At 33.2% G+C, this 15,702-nt stretch carries 19 protein-coding genes; all 19 read left to right on the plus strand.

All coding sequences use genetic code 11. The annotated features are described in order from the left end of the window. The first annotated feature begins 147 nt into the window (after positions 1-147). Positions 148-708, plus strand: a complete 561-nt coding sequence (locus tag NAT51_RS08060) for an ASCH domain-containing protein (RefSeq protein WP_250597633.1) — start codon at positions 148-150, stop codon at positions 706-708. A 249-nt stretch (positions 709-957) separates the two neighbouring features. Then, entirely contained in the window at positions 958-2,343 is a 1,386-nt protein-coding gene (locus NAT51_RS08065) for a serine hydrolase (RefSeq protein WP_250597635.1), read from the plus strand. Positions 2,344-2,559: 216 nt separating this feature from the next. After that, positions 2,560-2,979 carry a hypothetical protein gene (locus NAT51_RS08070; protein ID WP_250597642.1) on the plus strand — a complete coding sequence of 140 codons (420 nt, stop codon included), beginning with the start codon at positions 2,560-2,562 and terminating at the stop codon, positions 2,977-2,979. A 137-nt stretch (positions 2,980-3,116) separates the two neighbouring features. After that, positions 3,117-4,055 (plus strand): hypothetical protein, encoded by a 939-nt coding sequence (locus tag NAT51_RS08075; protein WP_250597644.1) that lies wholly within the window; start codon positions 3,117-3,119, stop codon positions 4,053-4,055. A gap of 152 nt (positions 4,056-4,207) precedes the next feature. Next, positions 4,208-5,035, plus strand: coding sequence for a hypothetical protein (locus tag NAT51_RS08080; protein ID WP_250597646.1), 828 nt, complete (start codon positions 4,208-4,210; stop codon positions 5,033-5,035). Positions 5,036-5,094: 59 nt separating this feature from the next. Continuing rightward, on the plus strand, positions 5,095-5,535 hold the full coding sequence (locus NAT51_RS08085) for a hypothetical protein (RefSeq protein ID WP_250597648.1): 441 nt from the start codon (positions 5,095-5,097) through the stop codon (positions 5,533-5,535). A gap of 647 nt (positions 5,536-6,182) precedes the next feature. Then, positions 6,183-6,671: a nuclear transport factor 2 family protein gene (locus NAT51_RS08090; protein WP_250597650.1), complete on the plus strand. Its 489-nt coding sequence runs from the start codon at positions 6,183-6,185 to the stop codon at positions 6,669-6,671. 157 nt (positions 6,672-6,828) lie between these two features. Beyond that, a complete protein-coding gene (locus NAT51_RS08095) occupies positions 6,829-7,221 on the plus strand; it encodes a hypothetical protein (RefSeq protein ID WP_250597652.1) in 393 nt (130 codons plus the stop codon). 172 nt (positions 7,222-7,393) lie between these two features. Next, entirely contained in the window at positions 7,394-7,846 is a 453-nt protein-coding gene (locus NAT51_RS08100) for a hypothetical protein (RefSeq protein WP_250597654.1), read from the plus strand. A 141-nt stretch (positions 7,847-7,987) separates the two neighbouring features. Continuing rightward, positions 7,988-9,016, plus strand: a complete 1,029-nt coding sequence (locus NAT51_RS08105; protein ID WP_250597656.1) for an alpha/beta hydrolase — start codon at positions 7,988-7,990, stop codon at positions 9,014-9,016. 178 nt (positions 9,017-9,194) lie between these two features. After that, entirely contained in the window at positions 9,195-10,025 is an 831-nt protein-coding gene (locus NAT51_RS08110) for a hypothetical protein (RefSeq protein ID WP_250597658.1), read from the plus strand. A 98-nt stretch (positions 10,026-10,123) separates the two neighbouring features. Beyond that, positions 10,124-10,552, plus strand: a complete 429-nt coding sequence (locus NAT51_RS08115) for a hypothetical protein (protein ID WP_250597660.1) — start codon at positions 10,124-10,126, stop codon at positions 10,550-10,552. Between the two features lie 17 nt (positions 10,553-10,569). Then, a complete protein-coding gene (locus tag NAT51_RS08120) occupies positions 10,570-11,028 on the plus strand; it encodes a hypothetical protein (RefSeq protein ID WP_250597667.1) in 459 nt (152 codons plus the stop codon). A 93-nt stretch (positions 11,029-11,121) separates the two neighbouring features. Continuing rightward, on the plus strand, positions 11,122-11,859 hold the full coding sequence (locus NAT51_RS08125) for a hypothetical protein (RefSeq protein WP_250597668.1): 738 nt from the start codon (positions 11,122-11,124) through the stop codon (positions 11,857-11,859). Positions 11,860-12,039: 180 nt separating this feature from the next. Beyond that, the gene (locus NAT51_RS08130) at positions 12,040-12,558 is read left to right on the plus strand and encodes a hypothetical protein (protein ID WP_250597669.1); all 519 of its coding nucleotides are present in this window, start codon (positions 12,040-12,042) and stop codon (positions 12,556-12,558) included. Between the two features lie 26 nt (positions 12,559-12,584). Further along, positions 12,585-12,947 (plus strand): hypothetical protein, encoded by a 363-nt coding sequence (locus NAT51_RS08135; protein ID WP_250597671.1) that lies wholly within the window; start codon positions 12,585-12,587, stop codon positions 12,945-12,947. A 423-nt stretch (positions 12,948-13,370) separates the two neighbouring features. Next, a complete protein-coding gene (locus NAT51_RS08140) occupies positions 13,371-13,568 on the plus strand; it encodes a hypothetical protein (protein ID WP_250597673.1) in 198 nt (65 codons plus the stop codon). Positions 13,569-13,573: 5 nt separating this feature from the next. Next, on the plus strand, positions 13,574-14,023 hold the full coding sequence (locus NAT51_RS08145) for a hypothetical protein (protein WP_250597675.1): 450 nt from the start codon (positions 13,574-13,576) through the stop codon (positions 14,021-14,023). Positions 14,024-14,035: 12 nt separating this feature from the next. Further along, positions 14,036-15,589: a rhomboid family intramembrane serine protease gene (locus tag NAT51_RS08150; protein ID WP_250597677.1), complete on the plus strand. Its 1,554-nt coding sequence runs from the start codon at positions 14,036-14,038 to the stop codon at positions 15,587-15,589. Positions 15,590-15,702 lie beyond the last annotated feature (113 nt).

A 15,702-nucleotide genomic window follows, 5' to 3' on the forward strand; every position in this document is an offset into this window, starting at 1 on the left:
CATAACAGCCACTACAACGGATTTGGGCATTGGGCTTAATGGAAAATGGTTTTGTATTTGGGATGATTTGGCAAATCCGAAAAATGGTCTTAATTTAACCCCAAACCCGCTGTAGTGCCAGAACGTTAGCAGTAATCTTAAAAAAATATGCTAAAAAGTAAATTCATATTTTTACTATTATTCTCTTTTTCTTGTAATAAGCAAAAAGATAATAGTTTAGAATCAAATATTGATAATTCTAAAAACAATCAAAAAACGGATTTAATTTCTATCTATTGGAAAGAATTTCAATTAAAAAACCCCGAATATAAGAATATGAATGAACCTCAATCATTTTATTTTTGTGATAATAAAAAAGAAGCTGATGAATGTGCAGAATTAGTAATGAAAAAAATAAAACAAGCTACTTCACCTTCTGCTTGGTGGTTTGAAAAAAACAAAGAAGAGATTCCAAAAATTGGAGATATAGCAATAGTTACAAATTGGAATAAAGAACCAAAAGCAATTATTAGAACCAAAAAAGTAGAAATTGTAAAATTTAAAAATATAACACCCGAATATGCTTTTATAGAAGGTGAAGGAAATAAAACATTAGAATATTGGAAAAAGGTTCATTGGGCTTATTATACTAACGAGATGCATAAATTTAGTGAAAAACCAAATGAAGAAATGAAAATTGTATGCGAATATTTTGAAACTATTTGGTAAAAATAAAAAGGCTGCTGCTAACAGCGTTTATTTCATCCGTTCGCTACGCTCGGGTGGCGCAATAGCTTGATCTACTTAACCACTACTCAATTTTGCTTAGACAATTCGCATTTTATGCCCGGTAAGATTGAAAATCTTAAATTAGCAGAAACAAAACAATCATAAAATCCCCAACATCATAAAGCCGGCGGACGTTGGTGGCAATTATGCGGGACATCTCACCTACATTAATTAACCTAGAAATAAAAAATGAAATTAACCATTACAATCGGACTTCTTTTAATTGGACATCTTACATTTGGACAAGACCGAATTCAAAAAATTGACAGTTTACTCCATTCTCTTTATTCACAAGAGAAAATCAACGGAAATGTTCTAATTGCAGAAAAAGGGAAAGTTATTTATAGCCGTAGTTTTGGCCTTGCAAACGAAACAACAAAAGAAAAATTGAACGAAAATTCAATATTTAATTTAGCCTCGGTTTCTAAGCAATTTACCGCAATGGCTATTATGATACTTAAAGAAAAGGGGAAGTTGAATTTAGACGATGACATCAAAAAATACTTACCCGAACTTTCTTTTTATAAAGGTGTAACTATAAGAAACTTATTAAATCATACCGGTGGTCTACCAGACTATATGCAGCTTATGGATAGTTTGTTTGACAAATCTAAAATAGCCACTAACAAAGACATAATTACTATATTTAGTAAGCATCAACCAAAAATAGTATTTGAACCCAATACTAAATGGGAATATAGCAACACGGGCTATGCACTATTGGCTTCAATAATTGAGAAAGCATCCGGTTTGACATACGCTGACTATCTAAACAAAGCTATTTTCCAACCGTTGAAAATGAAAAATACTTTTGTATATACTGCCCGGCTCACACCCAGGCATATAAGCAATTTAGCTACGGGATATCTGCCTGATAGCTTGAATAAGTATGTAATTCCCGATAGTATAAATGAGACAAAATTTGTTTTCTATTACGATGGTATAGTGGGACAAGGCAGAGTTCATTCAACAACTTTAGACCTCTTAAAATGGGATCGAGCTTTGTATACTAATAAATTACTTTCAAAAGAAGGGATTAAAGAAATTTTTGAAGTTGCTACATTAGAAGATAAATCTAAAACCAAATATGGTTTTGGATGGGGAATTGAAGACAATCCTGATTTTGGAAAAATTACAAACCATAGTGGTGGTTGGCCAGGTTATGTAACTTTTATCGACAGACATATTACAAATGATAAAACAATAATAATACTTCAAAATCACAGCAACGTTTCAATTCCTTCTAAAGCAATTAGAAGTATTCTATATAATAAGCCATTGCCTGTGCAAAAAATCAGAAAAGAAATTAGTATTACAACTGAAGAACTTCAAAAGTTTGTTGGGACTTATGAAGTTGAAAAAGATTTTGAAATCAAAATTTCAGTAGATAAAGACCTACTATTTTCACAATTGACGGGACAAAATGTGTTCCCGATATTTGCAGAAAGTGACATGTTATTTTTCTACAAAGTAGTAGATGCACAAATTCAGTTTGAAAAGAACGAAAATGGAGAAATTTCACATTTGTTTTTATTACAGGATGGGAAAAAGACAGAAGCAAAACGGACGAAATAGAAATTGCGACCGACACACACTACAAGTAATTACTCCGTCAGTTCGTCCCGTTAAATGACGAGACTCGGGTGGGAAATCCGAATAATGGGCTTAAAACATTAGTTGGTTTCATTTCAACTTAATGTATTCCTTCACGAAAAACTTTATCTTTAACCAAAAATGAAACGTTCTCCGGTTCTGTTATGTGAAGCCGATGGACGTTGTGTAAATTAAATCATGATACTAAAAAATCTTATCCTGAAAATATGGCTTTGGATAATTTTCTTAATCAGTAAAGACGAATTACCGAAAAAATCTAAAATCATTAACCCAAAAATGGAATACGAAATAATGTCCGGAGCAATTTTTTGGGAAGATGAAGGGCTATCGGAACTTAGAAATCATCGTTTGTTAGATGCATTCAAATATGTGATCAATCATAGAATGAAATTAATTGTAGGCCCGGAAAATGACGTTGGATTTATGCGTTCTTACAGTTTTGACAAACAAATTTTTAAAATGGCAAAAAGATTTTATCCCGAATGGATTGGTTTAGATGAATCCAGATGTTCCTATAATCAGGAATCAGCGGATAGAATTATGAGAATTAAAAAAGTGTCCAGATGGAAGTTGGAAAAGTTTTTCAATGAAGAATAAAAAGGGTGCACAACAGTACCAACCCTATACTGAAAGCCGAATAAGTAAACTAAAATGAAACGTTTAGTGGTTTCACCACTATTGTATGGCTGCTTAACATTAAAAGCCATTTGTGCCTAACGAAAAAAAAACGATATATGAAATCAATTTTTATAGTATTAATTTCCTTAACCATTTTTTCCTGTAAAAATATCAACTCAACACCTATTGAAGAAGAAGAATATCATATGAGGTTACATAAGGAAATGGATAAAGTTGATGCAGAATATACTAAATTTCAGAAACAATTAGTGGCTTTTTATATAGAATCTGAAAAAAATCCTGATTTAACCCTATCAAAAGTCGATAGTTTATTATCGGTATACAAAAACGAAAAAGACAAATACAAATTGAAAATAAAAAGTACCATTGAAGACCAATTACATTATCTAAAAGCCGAACTTTATTATAAAAAAAGTGAATATGGGAAATCTATAAAAGAATTAGATTTTGATGATGACTTTGATTTTGTCATGGGTGACAGAGCGTGTGCTTATGCTGCAAATTATCTGAAATTAAAACAATATGACAAAGCGAAATCATTTGTTGACAGCATTAGAAAAGGTTATTACATATATGATTATGCATTAGCAAATTATAATGAAAGTGTTGGAAACAGAAACGAGGCTTTTAAAATTTACGGAGAAATTAAAAATGACAAATCAATTAAGCATTATGCTTATTACAAGCTTGCAGTAAATAGATTTCAAGAGCTTGAAAAAGATAATCCAAAACTTTTAAATGAAATATATTTCCCAACAGGAAATCCAAGTTTTGAAATTGCTGATTCTGATCACGAAACCCGATCAAAAATATTCAACCTGATGGAAAAACTTCCGGAAAGTAAAAATTGGGCTGGAACCAGTATTGTAGAATCGCCACAAGAGAATGATAAAAATTATTATTGGGTTAAAGTAAAAACCCAACAAAATAAAACATTCAATTATTACATTTATCAAGGAACTTTTGAAATAAAATTTTTAGACACAATAAATAATAAATTATTGACTTTAGAAGAATGGAGAAAAAGTAAATAAAAGGCTTCTAAAAGCGGTTTAATTTCTCTCAATCACATCTCCAGTCTGGGGTTTTAGGCATAATCGAACGATCTTTTCATATATTTGATTTTAGTCCTATTGGAATAAATCCTAAACTTCTTAATACTGGCAGGACCTTACTGGCAAACAAAATGAAACGATACATATTAATACTAACAGTACTATTTTTAACTTTCTGTGCCTGTAACAACCATAACGGACATAAAGAAAACGTTACCGTAATTCCTAATGATGTTTTTTTGAAAGAAACAAATGATGGCTCAAAAACCACTAAACAAATTCTGGACGAATTTTCGGAGAGTGTACTGGAATTAGTCCGGGTAGACACAACCGATTATTTTTATGGTGAAAATGTAATTGAAGACGATAGTGCTTTCCGACAAATTTTAGTTGGAAAATTTATTGATCAAACGAAAATAATTGCAACTGAAATAAATATTAAAGACAGTGTCATCAATTTCTATCTTTTGGACAATGAAAATTGGAAACTAATTGGCAGCGAGAAAACAAATATTCCCATTTACAGAATAGATTTTGAAGACCTTGACGGTGACAATAGAAGCGAAATTATTACTTCATCAAACAGAAATATGAATGGTAACACGTGGCAAGAAGTTTACTATTGCTCAAGCCAATCAAACACTATTCATTATGCCGGTTCCTATTCAACTGAATATGTAATTAAAAAGGATAAAAAACAGATCGAAGAGACTTATGAAGGCAGTTCGTATATGAACGCTTCAAAAACCCTTTATGAATGGAAACAAGAGAAGTTAGTTCCAATTAGACAAATCATCTTGGCACAAGACCAATCAGCTGCTGAAAGCGGGAATATCATATTTGAGTATTATGAAAATTCAACAAATGATATTGAAGGGCTTAAATTGAAATTCAAAGAACCATATGATGACAATAAAAAGCAGAAGGAGCTTTGGGACAATTTTTTCAACAAACAATAGCGTATTGTCTGCCCATAACTGTGGTTTAGGCAACCGTAAAAAAATAAGCACATCTAAAAATGAAGAAACAACTATACCTTTTTTTTATACTAATTCTATCCATTTCTTTTAGCAACTGTTCCCAAATTGCTGCCGGTTCTTATCCGTATGCAGAATTATACAAATTAGATTATCCTGAATCAAAAGTTATTAAAGCAATACAAGCTGTAAAAGCCAAAAATCTTGATTTACAAGTTACGGAAGATCTAACAGATACAGACAGCACTGATTATTGGCATAACGAATGGTTTATGGTAGAAAATCAATTGATAAAGACTTGGACACGTCCTTCAGAAAAAAATAAAACAACTTTTGCCCTTGTTTGTGTGGGAACGTTTGGAAACTGCCGTCAGGTAAACAATGAATTAAGTTCTTCCGAAGATTCAGAAATAAAAGAGCAATTTCAGGAATTGGTTTTAGACAGAGTTAAAATTGAATTGCAAAACAGTAATAGCCATTAACAACAAATTTGTATAATTGCCGGTTAGTCCGTAACGGAAACAGATTATTCAGAACGCATTTTATCTTAGCCTGAAAACCCGATTGTAAAAACCGCAACTGGGCAAATTTGCAGGATGTTATACTTAATAAGACAAACTAAACGATTAATTCATGATCAAAAAACTATTACTTTCTACATTTTATTCTGCAATTGTTTTTTGCGTAGTGTCTTATGCCTCAGTGATGGTTTCGCTGTTAAGTTCGGTCTTCAATCCTTCGAAACCTGTTGCCAATTTAGGCTTTCCATATAAGTATTATTACCAATTTTGGCTACGCGGTTCGGATTCGCCAAACTGTGGGTGGGATTTTAGTAACTTCATCCTTGACTGTTTAATTACCTGGACTTTGACGACGGCAATTTATTTGATTGTAAAAACGAAAAAAGTGAAGTGACACCTAACAGAAAGATAGTTGAAGTAATAGATGATAAAACTGTTACGATTTAACACAGTAACCAATTTAGTTTTAACTTTACATACTTCTTCACGAAAAACTTTATCTTTAGCTGACCCGAAACTGAAAGTCGAACGGATGAAATAAATTAATCTGTCCGCCTGCTTCGTCACTATCTCCAGGCCGTGGAACCTTTTGTAAAATCTAAAAAAGTATGAAAACAAATATCATAATTCTTATTTCCCTGATTTCTTTACTATCCAATAAATTAAACGCCCAGGTTTCAAAAGAATCTGAATTATTTGAGAAACTAAAAATTCAGGACAGTATATTTTTTGAAAGGTCATTTAATCAATGTGATTTTAAATACCTTGAAAATGCCATACATAAAGATCTTACTTTTTACCACGACAAAAGCGGAATTCAAAACAGAAAGCAATTTCTTGAAATAGCCAAGAAAAGTCTTTGTGGTGACAATATCAAAAAACCAATCAGAAAGGTTGACACCAAAAGTCTGGAAGTATTTCCAATGTATAAAAACAATGTCCTGTATGGAGTTGTCCAAACGGGTGTGCATAGTTTTTATATACGCGAAAAAAACAAAGAAGATCTATTTACGGGGAAAGCAAAATTCATCCATCTCTATTTATTGATTGATAGTAAATGGATATTGAAAGAGGTGATTAGTTTTGATCACCAATAAGTTAAAATATACTTCGCCTAACAGCGTGTTTTAGCGTTTTATGGAACCGTCTTTTTGTATATTTGGTTTTAGCTTTACCGTAATGGTTTGGAAATAAAAATCCCAACTTACAGTATCTTACAAAATGTTAACCACAACTTTAAAACGTACAACATCAATGCGGTTAAATGTCCAGAATAAAACCACTCTTGAAAAGTCAGGCATCGTTGTACTGGAAAATGACAACCGGTGCATGCTACTTAAGAAAACCGGCATTAACGGAAACAGACTGCCAAACTACAGGTCAATTCCAATAGCAACTTTAGACGAAAATGGTGAAATAACAGAGGGATTGACTTCTGATTGTCCGGTTATGAATCTTTGGTACAATAAAGATCATTTTTTATTAAGTTGCTGGAATTGGGTTCCAGGTCCGGGTCCCGGCGACTTTGAAAAAGAATTCACAGATCAGGACGAATTAGTGAAATTCATTATTTCATATTATTTTGGCAGCAATGAATACTTTGAAGCCAGAAAAAAATATGAAGAAGGACGAGAAAATGGAGGTTAATAGGGGGTTTGAGATGAGACAACTATAGTAAGAGATTGAAACAGCACTGATTTACTTCCCTCCTATTTTTCGGTTTCTCCTTTCAGGGTTTTAGATATATTTGTGAATCGCAAAAATTATAAGACCGGCTGACACAGAGTCTCCGGAACGACAACAGAAATTTACCAGACAAATGGCATCAGGATTTATTACTTTACCAAATGGAATTAAGTGGTCATCACGGTGGACCCACTACGATTATATCCTGGAGACAATTATGAATCAGTTAAATGACACCGGAGACGAGGGACACATGAAGAAATGGTTTAAATTCATACTTCCAAATGAAGAAGAAGGAGATATCGAATGTTGCTGGGGATTTCATAAAAAAGAATTTGATTATGAGTTAATTGTCCGTATCATAGACACCCGAAAGATGAATCCGAAATTTTATGACCTATTTTGGAGTACTATCGAAACCTTAAATCAAACCCTAAATCCAAATGATGAAGGAATTGGTTTCTTAATTAATGACTTATATACAGATTTCAAACAAAATCAGTTGGCCGAAAATGAAGAAATGAAAATTCTTGAACCAGAAGATGATGATATTTTTTCTTTTGGCGGTTTTAGAATTGGAAGATAGAAACTTCTGCCAACATTAATTTAGCTACAAATAACACTGCCATTCTTTGTAAGATTTATCTTTAATGGTTAGTTTTGGGCAAACTTCCACCAGACTTCACAAACCGGAGTTAGGTAAAACCACAACCATTAAAACATTACGATGAAAAAGCGTATACTGAAATTTACAAAATGGACAATTCTGATTTGTCTTATAGCCTTTATTGTTAAAGGATGTATCCCGACAAAGTTGGATATGCCGTCAATCAAACCACGCACTACTACCCAATACTGGAACTTACCTACAGGTTCCAAAATCGCTTATACCCACATTGCCGGAAAAGGAGAAAAGAAACCATATCCAATTATTTATTTGCACGGTGGCCCGGGAGGATATGTATATACCAAAAACATTGAAACATTGGGAAAACTCTCTTCATTGGGTTATGATGTATATTTATATGACCAGGTAGGCTGCGGACTTTCGGAAAGACTGGAAGATGTTAGCGAATACACGGCAGTACGCCATGTAAAAGATCTTGAAGCCATTATTAAATTATTAGGCTCCGAAAAAGTAATTCTTGTTGGCCAATCCTGGGGAGGATCATTAGCGACATTATATGCAGCAGACAATTCGAATAAAGTAGATCGAATCGTTTTTACCTGTCCCGGAGCGATAAAACCCGCAAATGAAGCGTTAGAAAAAATCAAAGCACCAGATAGCCTGAATTTAAAAGAACCTTACAATCCAAATGCAAAAATACTTCCGATCGTGCTCGATCCAAGGTATGTTTCAATAGGCGTCTGGTCACGTTTTTTTGGAAAAAAACTGGCTAGCGATGAAGAAGCTGATGCCTACCTGACCAAAATGGCCAATGCCTTTACAAAAGGTCTTGTTTCCAATCCTGCCAATGTATTAAAAGAAGAAGGTGGTGCAGGCAGTTACTGCAATTTAAATACCAGTGTGAGTTATGGCAGTTTAGAAGACCCGAGAACAAAGCTAAAAAACAGTAAAATCCCTGTTTTGGTCATGAAAGGGCAATACGACAATATCGACTGGGGTTACACGAAAGAGTATCTTGACTTGTTTAACAACAATCAGTTCAAGTTAATTCCAAATGCTGGACATCAGATTTTTGCCGAACAAGCCGAATTGTATACCAAAACAATTGGAGATTTTTTAACGAAATAGTCTTATCGGAAAACAACATTTTGCAGAGATTACACAGCCAGTCCCCTATGATCATGTCGCGTTTTGTGTTTATAGGGGAAGTCTTTTTGTATATTTGGTTTCAGTCTTAATGATTTGGGGACAGAAGCCTTATGAATCTCTTAGACATTTACATTATTTCAACAAAACACTGCCAAACATGGAAGATGAGGTTCTAAATTTTATTTTGAAGAATTTTACTGATAATAGAAAATTATTGATCCCTAAAATAAATGAATATTTAAGTAATCCCTCAAAAAGTATTGATTTAAAAAACGAAATAGAAAGCCTTGGTATTCCATACAGAGTCGATTCTTTCTCTTCAAATGAAAGGAGAACCCCAAAAACTGATAAGGGAAGAATTGGTGATATTTCGGATATCTATACTTTTTGTCTTAATGCTGACATCTATGCTTTTTATGATGAAACTAACTTTGACTGGGATTTTAAAAAATACCTGAACAGTGGTAAAGAATTGCATTTATGTACGATTTGGTATAATTGGTTTTTACCGGTGTATTATATGGAAACCACTTATGAATTTATTGATAAGAAAAATAAATTCAATCAATATGGAACGACTACACTTACTGATAAAAACGAAATTGATATTGTACAGAAAATTGACCATCTATTCTTAGGAAAAAATCATTCAAAGCTTGATTTGGAATTTTTAAATAAACAGTTCGGTGATGTTTCAACTGACTGTTCAGAAAAGAAAAAAGCTTCTGTTTTTGATTGCATTTTTTCGGATATAAAACTTCCTTCAAAACATATCCGAAAAAGCCTGTACAACCGAAAAAATAAAAAAACAGAATATCCTGAATTTGTGTTTACCGAATATTTAGATGATAACCGTAAAAGAATATTTCTGGAAGCTGAAGTTACAAAAAACAACAGACTCCTAAATCCGCTCAAAATAGTATTTGATACTGAAAACAATATAGTTGAAGCTGAAATCAGTGACAATTTTACTATAAAAAAGCACTGATATAAGAATGGCAGACAAGCATGTTACATCAAATAGCATATTTCAGAATAAAAAGAGCTTTATAAAGCCTGCAGTTATTAGTTAAAACTTATCACCCCATGATGAAAAAAAATCCCAGTACACAATTTAAGACAATACTATTAATCATCATTTACGGTATTATTAGTGGATTACTAATGAGTATTAATTTATATCTGGTAGACTTTTTAGGTTACCTCATTATATTCACCGGTTTATTCTTAGAGCTATTTCTTTTACTGTCTTTTCCAAAAACGTATAAATTAATTCTAAAATCAGAACTTACCGTTATTAATGGACTATTTGTAACATTCCCTGCAGCTTTAATCTGCATCATAATTTATAGGTTTTCAGAAATTTATGGTAAAAATATAGTCTACACTGATTTTGGGAAAAAAGAATTAATGGGTGAAACAATTTTATCTGCAATACTCATAACTTTAATTATGTCTTTCATTGTTATACCGATACAAAATTCTGCATTGATAAAACGTAAAAAAACAGAATAACCAAACTTTATGTATAAATGTTAATAGGCAATAAAGAAACCTTTGCGGTAGAATTTACCAAAAGTGAAGATGACCAAAGAATGGGTTATGGAAAATTATGGCTTCAGAATGCTTTTTTGGGTACAAAAGAAGACCTAATTTACCTAAACGGATATTTAGTTTCCTTACTCAATGAACTAATACAAGCACAAACAATAAGCTTTGATACCGGAAACAAAAGCAGTTTTGAGGTTTTCGAATTGATAAGATCCAAAAACTACCGATCTGATTATGCCATTGTTGGCTCAACATTTACAGATGATTTTGAGATCTATGCCTTTAAAAACGAAGAAAAAATAGTTGTTTTTTGGAGACTTTACAATCAGGAAATGATTTTTGAAGAGCTACAACAATATCCCCGCGAAATTCAGACTGCACAGATTAACCAACAAGAAATTGAAGGTGTAAAAGAAAAATTATTAAACGAAATAAAATAAGGAATCCCATGGGGGCTGGTTTATACTTCAGTATCTTTGCAGGCATCAGCAAAATACCCAATATTATAAAATTGTTATACCTGTAATCCTTTCATGAAACAATTAATTTTCATCATATCCGTTTTCTTTTCGCTTAATTTATTTGGCCAAAAGCAGGAAATTGAGAATTTAATCAATCAGATTGCTGCCGAAGAAGTTCCCGGAAATTTCAAGTATTATTTTTTGGTTTCCGAGAGTCTTGCTCCTCCAAAAGAACATGACTCCCTTCAGAATTATGAAATACGGGAGTTAAAAATGAAAGACAAAGACTTTTCCGAGAGTATCCTTTACAAAGAACAGAAAGACACAATTAACTGGAGAAATTACGATTTGAACAATGTTCATTATGTTTCTGACGGACATAACAGACCTTCAAAAGTCAAAAAAGTAAAGTTTGTAAAATACAATATTGACCCAAAAGAGTATGACAGTCTGATTAACAATAAAGCGCCTTATACCTTGATTTTGAAAAAGAAATGGTTTTGGAATAAACGCAAAATCTGGGACATTAAAGAATTTCGCAATATTCTGTATACAGCTTGGAATGAAGATGATATAAACCATCCGGAAGAAACTGTCTATTTCCAGTTTTCAAATCCCGTTTTTTCGGAAGACAAAAAGTTTGCCGTGATTTCCGTTGCCAAAGAAAAAGCCTGTACCGGAAATGGTTTTACAGCACTTTACATAAATGAAAACGGTATTTGGCGAAAATTACATGAATTTAACGGATACAAAACAGTAAGTTATTCAACGCATTTCAGTTGTGATGCTATAGGAATTGATTACGAGTAAAAAACCAGTAATACAGAAGTTTGCATATTGCATTTAAATTGCAGAAGCTTTAGTTTATTTACAGAATTCAGGAGAAAATACCTTTTAACAGATTTAGAAATTACATAAAAACCGAATGAAATTACTCAGTTAACATATATCCTAACAAATAAAAAATTAAATATACATACCCCAAATCAAATGAAGAAATTCTTATTTTTTATCTGCCTTGCCCTTACCCTATCCTGTTCCAAAGAAAGCGGAATTGATAATGAAACAACACCTAAAGATACCCCAATATATTTAACCACCTGGAAATTAGTAAGCATCAAGTATTTTTATTCCGGTATTGAAGTGTCGAATGATTGTGAACTCCAGAATAACCGGATTTTTACAAAGGATGAACCTCCTGTTCCCAAAGACACACGAATCAAAGAAAAAACTGCAACGCTGACAGAAGGAAAAATGGAAGGTCTGGAATGTCAAACAAAATCAATTAACAACATTAAGTGGTGGCAAGCCAATGATATGCTTGACTTGACTTATCCTGATAAATCAGTATACTATTATCGTTATGTGACAGCTTATGAAAACGGAAACGAATACATTAAAATACTGCTATACTGCTATAAAGATTCATCAGGAAAACCCCATTGTCTTACAGCAGATGAAGTTAAAGAGTATAAATACATACTGGAAAATAAAAGGGTTCTGGATTAAGAGTTAAAAGATTTTAAAACCAAAACATGAAAGAAACAATTCTTCTTTTTTTTCTACTCTTTGCTATTACAAAAAATTATAGTCAGAGTCTTCAAGGAAAATGGAAATCCCCTGATATTGAATGTACAGATTTTATTGAAATCCAACCAAGCGGAAAATATAAAATATACAATGATTGCTATGGTAATTCCCATAACCCAATTATCGAGAGCGGCAATTGGAAACTCAACAGCAATAAAACAAAACTTACATTACTGAATAGAAATTTCAGTAGCAATTATAACACATGGAACGGTCATAAGACGATTGTTTTAAAAATAACCATTTTCCACAATTATCTCGAAATTATATATTTAAATTCCAAAGAAAAATGGAAAAGAAATAATTAAAAATACTAATACACAATACATGAAACATATATTCATCCTACTGACTGCCGTTTTTTTTCCTGCGGACAGCATTCACAGGATACTAAAAGTGAACCGGATCAACCATTAAAAAAAGAAGCCAAACCGGAAAAAGAGGAAATCAAGACTTCGGGTTTACCGTCCATTGGAGAAAAGATACAGGGCGACTTTAACGGCGACGGTCAAATAGACATTGCAACCGTAGTCCTGATTAAAGAAGGACAGGGAAATCCTGTTGAAGACGGTACTCCTGACGAATACCAGATCCAGTTTTCAGGTAACATACTGAAACCGATAAATGCCGGTTGCTGCGAAATCCGTCTGGTTAATGAAACTGACCTCAACAATGACGGAACAGATGAAATATCCGTCTATCAGGCACCTTCAAATGGCTGTACTTATACCTTGACGACTTATTCCTTTACAAAAGGAATCTGGAAACAAACCGTTGAACCGTTCCTGATTCCAACCGGTTGTGATTTCATGACTGATGAAGATTTACAAAAACGGGTTATCAAAGAAAATGACGGCATTTACTATTATGAAACAGACCCGAATGATGAAAATGGCGGGTTATTAAAGAAAAGAGTAGCGGAAAAATAAGAACCATGAAACTGAATCATGATGAATTTACCGAAGCGGCATTTCTTTTTGAAAAAGAAAACAGGAGACTACACTCAGAATTTGAGAATGGTATTATTGAAAATTCCCGGTTAAAAACTATTCCTGCCAACGAATTAGAAGCAGATATCATCTACGGAATTAAAAAAGGCATCTACGAAACCGAAGCCGAAAGAGTCAATGCCTATTGGGCGCTTTCAAAAAGAAACAACAAAAAGCTAGTTCCGGATTTCAGAACGTGCCTACAAACAGAACTCGAAGCAGAAAATCCAATAGCAGTTTTTCAGATTCTTGTTGCATTGGATTTACTAAATGAACCTTCATTTGCACCGGAAAGAGATTCGCTTGATGTAAATGAAACCGAATTGAACATTAATGATGCTAAAAATTACCTTGGTAAACAATCACAGTCAATACCAGGCAACCCTAAAGTTTAAAATATCCAAACATTGAAAACATACATTACCAAACTCAAGCATATTGTGCCTACCTTTATGATAATTGCCCTATTAACAATTTCCGGGATTTTATTCTTGCGGTGGATTTTAGCCATTCGATTCGACATCCTGGACATTAAAGAAGAAATGTGGTGCTTTTGGTTACCAGTAACGCTGCCCTGGATACCCGTTTTAATTTGGCTACGTCCCAGATTACGAATACTGACCTTTAAAAAAGACACTGACAACAGACGGTTTTTTTTTCAGTTTTTAGCGGTTGGAACAATAGCAGTATCTCTCATGGTAGCGCAAAATTTTTTGACAACATCAACAGGAGAACTAAAAGAACTGCCATCAATCAAAGACATTGGGAAAAATGAGTTGGTACGCTATTATAAATTAAAAGATTTTCATGTAACTGATGATTTTGGAGGCACCTATACAAACTTCAGACAAAGCGGAAAATACAATCAGCACTTAAACTTTGACATCTACTTCGTTGTTCCCATTCTTGAAAATAGCTCCGTAAAAATCAATACCATACCCAGATATTGGTATGGAGTGAATTTCAAAAAAGAGATAAGCAACAATATCAGTAATGAAGAAAAGGAAAAAAAATACCATGCTTTCTATCAGGAATGTGCACAAAAAATGGACACATACGATTATTATACTTTAGATCATTTTGAAAGGACTCCTACATCCGAAGACCGGAAATATTACCTGGCTGCCGTCCAATCAAGATTTCAACAAACAGCCGGTGACAATTTCATTGTTTTAGAACCGGTTAAAGAAAAATATGAAGACAGAAACGGAAATAAATTTGCCTGGATTTTCTACACATTTGGTATAGGGTTGGGTATATTTTTGTTTTCATTAATATGGCCCGGTTATAGTGAATCCCAAAGGAAAAATTTTTTAGCGGGGAAAAAACCGAAAAGCGACGATCTTAGAGATGCGATCAATTTCCTGATTCCAAAAGGAGCCCATTTTGCGAGTTCAGTAGTTATCGATTTAAATTTACTTGTTTATATCATAATGATTTTTTCAGGTATTTCAATCTTTTCAGCTAATGGTACGGATTTACTTGAATGGGGAGCTAACAGAAGGCAGGAAACAACAAGCGGTGAATGGTGGCGCTTATTTACAAGTATGTTCTTACATGGAGGTATCATGCATTTGATTATGAATATTACCGCACTTGTATTGGCTTCCATTTTTATAGAACCAATACTTGGCAGAAAAAAATATTTCATTATTTATATAATAGCAGGACTTTGTGGCAGCTTAGCAAGTATCATGTGGTATCCCAATACAATTAGTGTTGGTGCATCAGGAGCCATATTCGGTTTATTTGGGGCTATACTCGGGCATTACTATAAAGACACTTCACCTGACAGAGAAGCCAACAAAGGTTTTATAACAATGACTTGGATTTATGTAGGCATAAATTTATTTTGGGGGCTATTTGGTTCAATTGATAATGCGGCACATATTGGAGGTCTTTTAGCCGGATTAGCAATCGGTATGTTACTAAATAATCCGGGCGAAAGCCATGAAAGCTAAATGTAAATGCTTGCTGTAAACACCAGGAGCAATTGTATCCCATAAAATTTATTATTTGGGAACTGAAACCATCAATAAATGATATATTTGAAAACAAGATCCCGAACCTCTTA

The sequence above is a fragment of the Flavobacterium amniphilum genome, from assembly GCF_023634845.1.
Taxonomy (GTDB): domain Bacteria; phylum Bacteroidota; class Bacteroidia; order Flavobacteriales; family Flavobacteriaceae; genus Flavobacterium; species Flavobacterium amniphilum.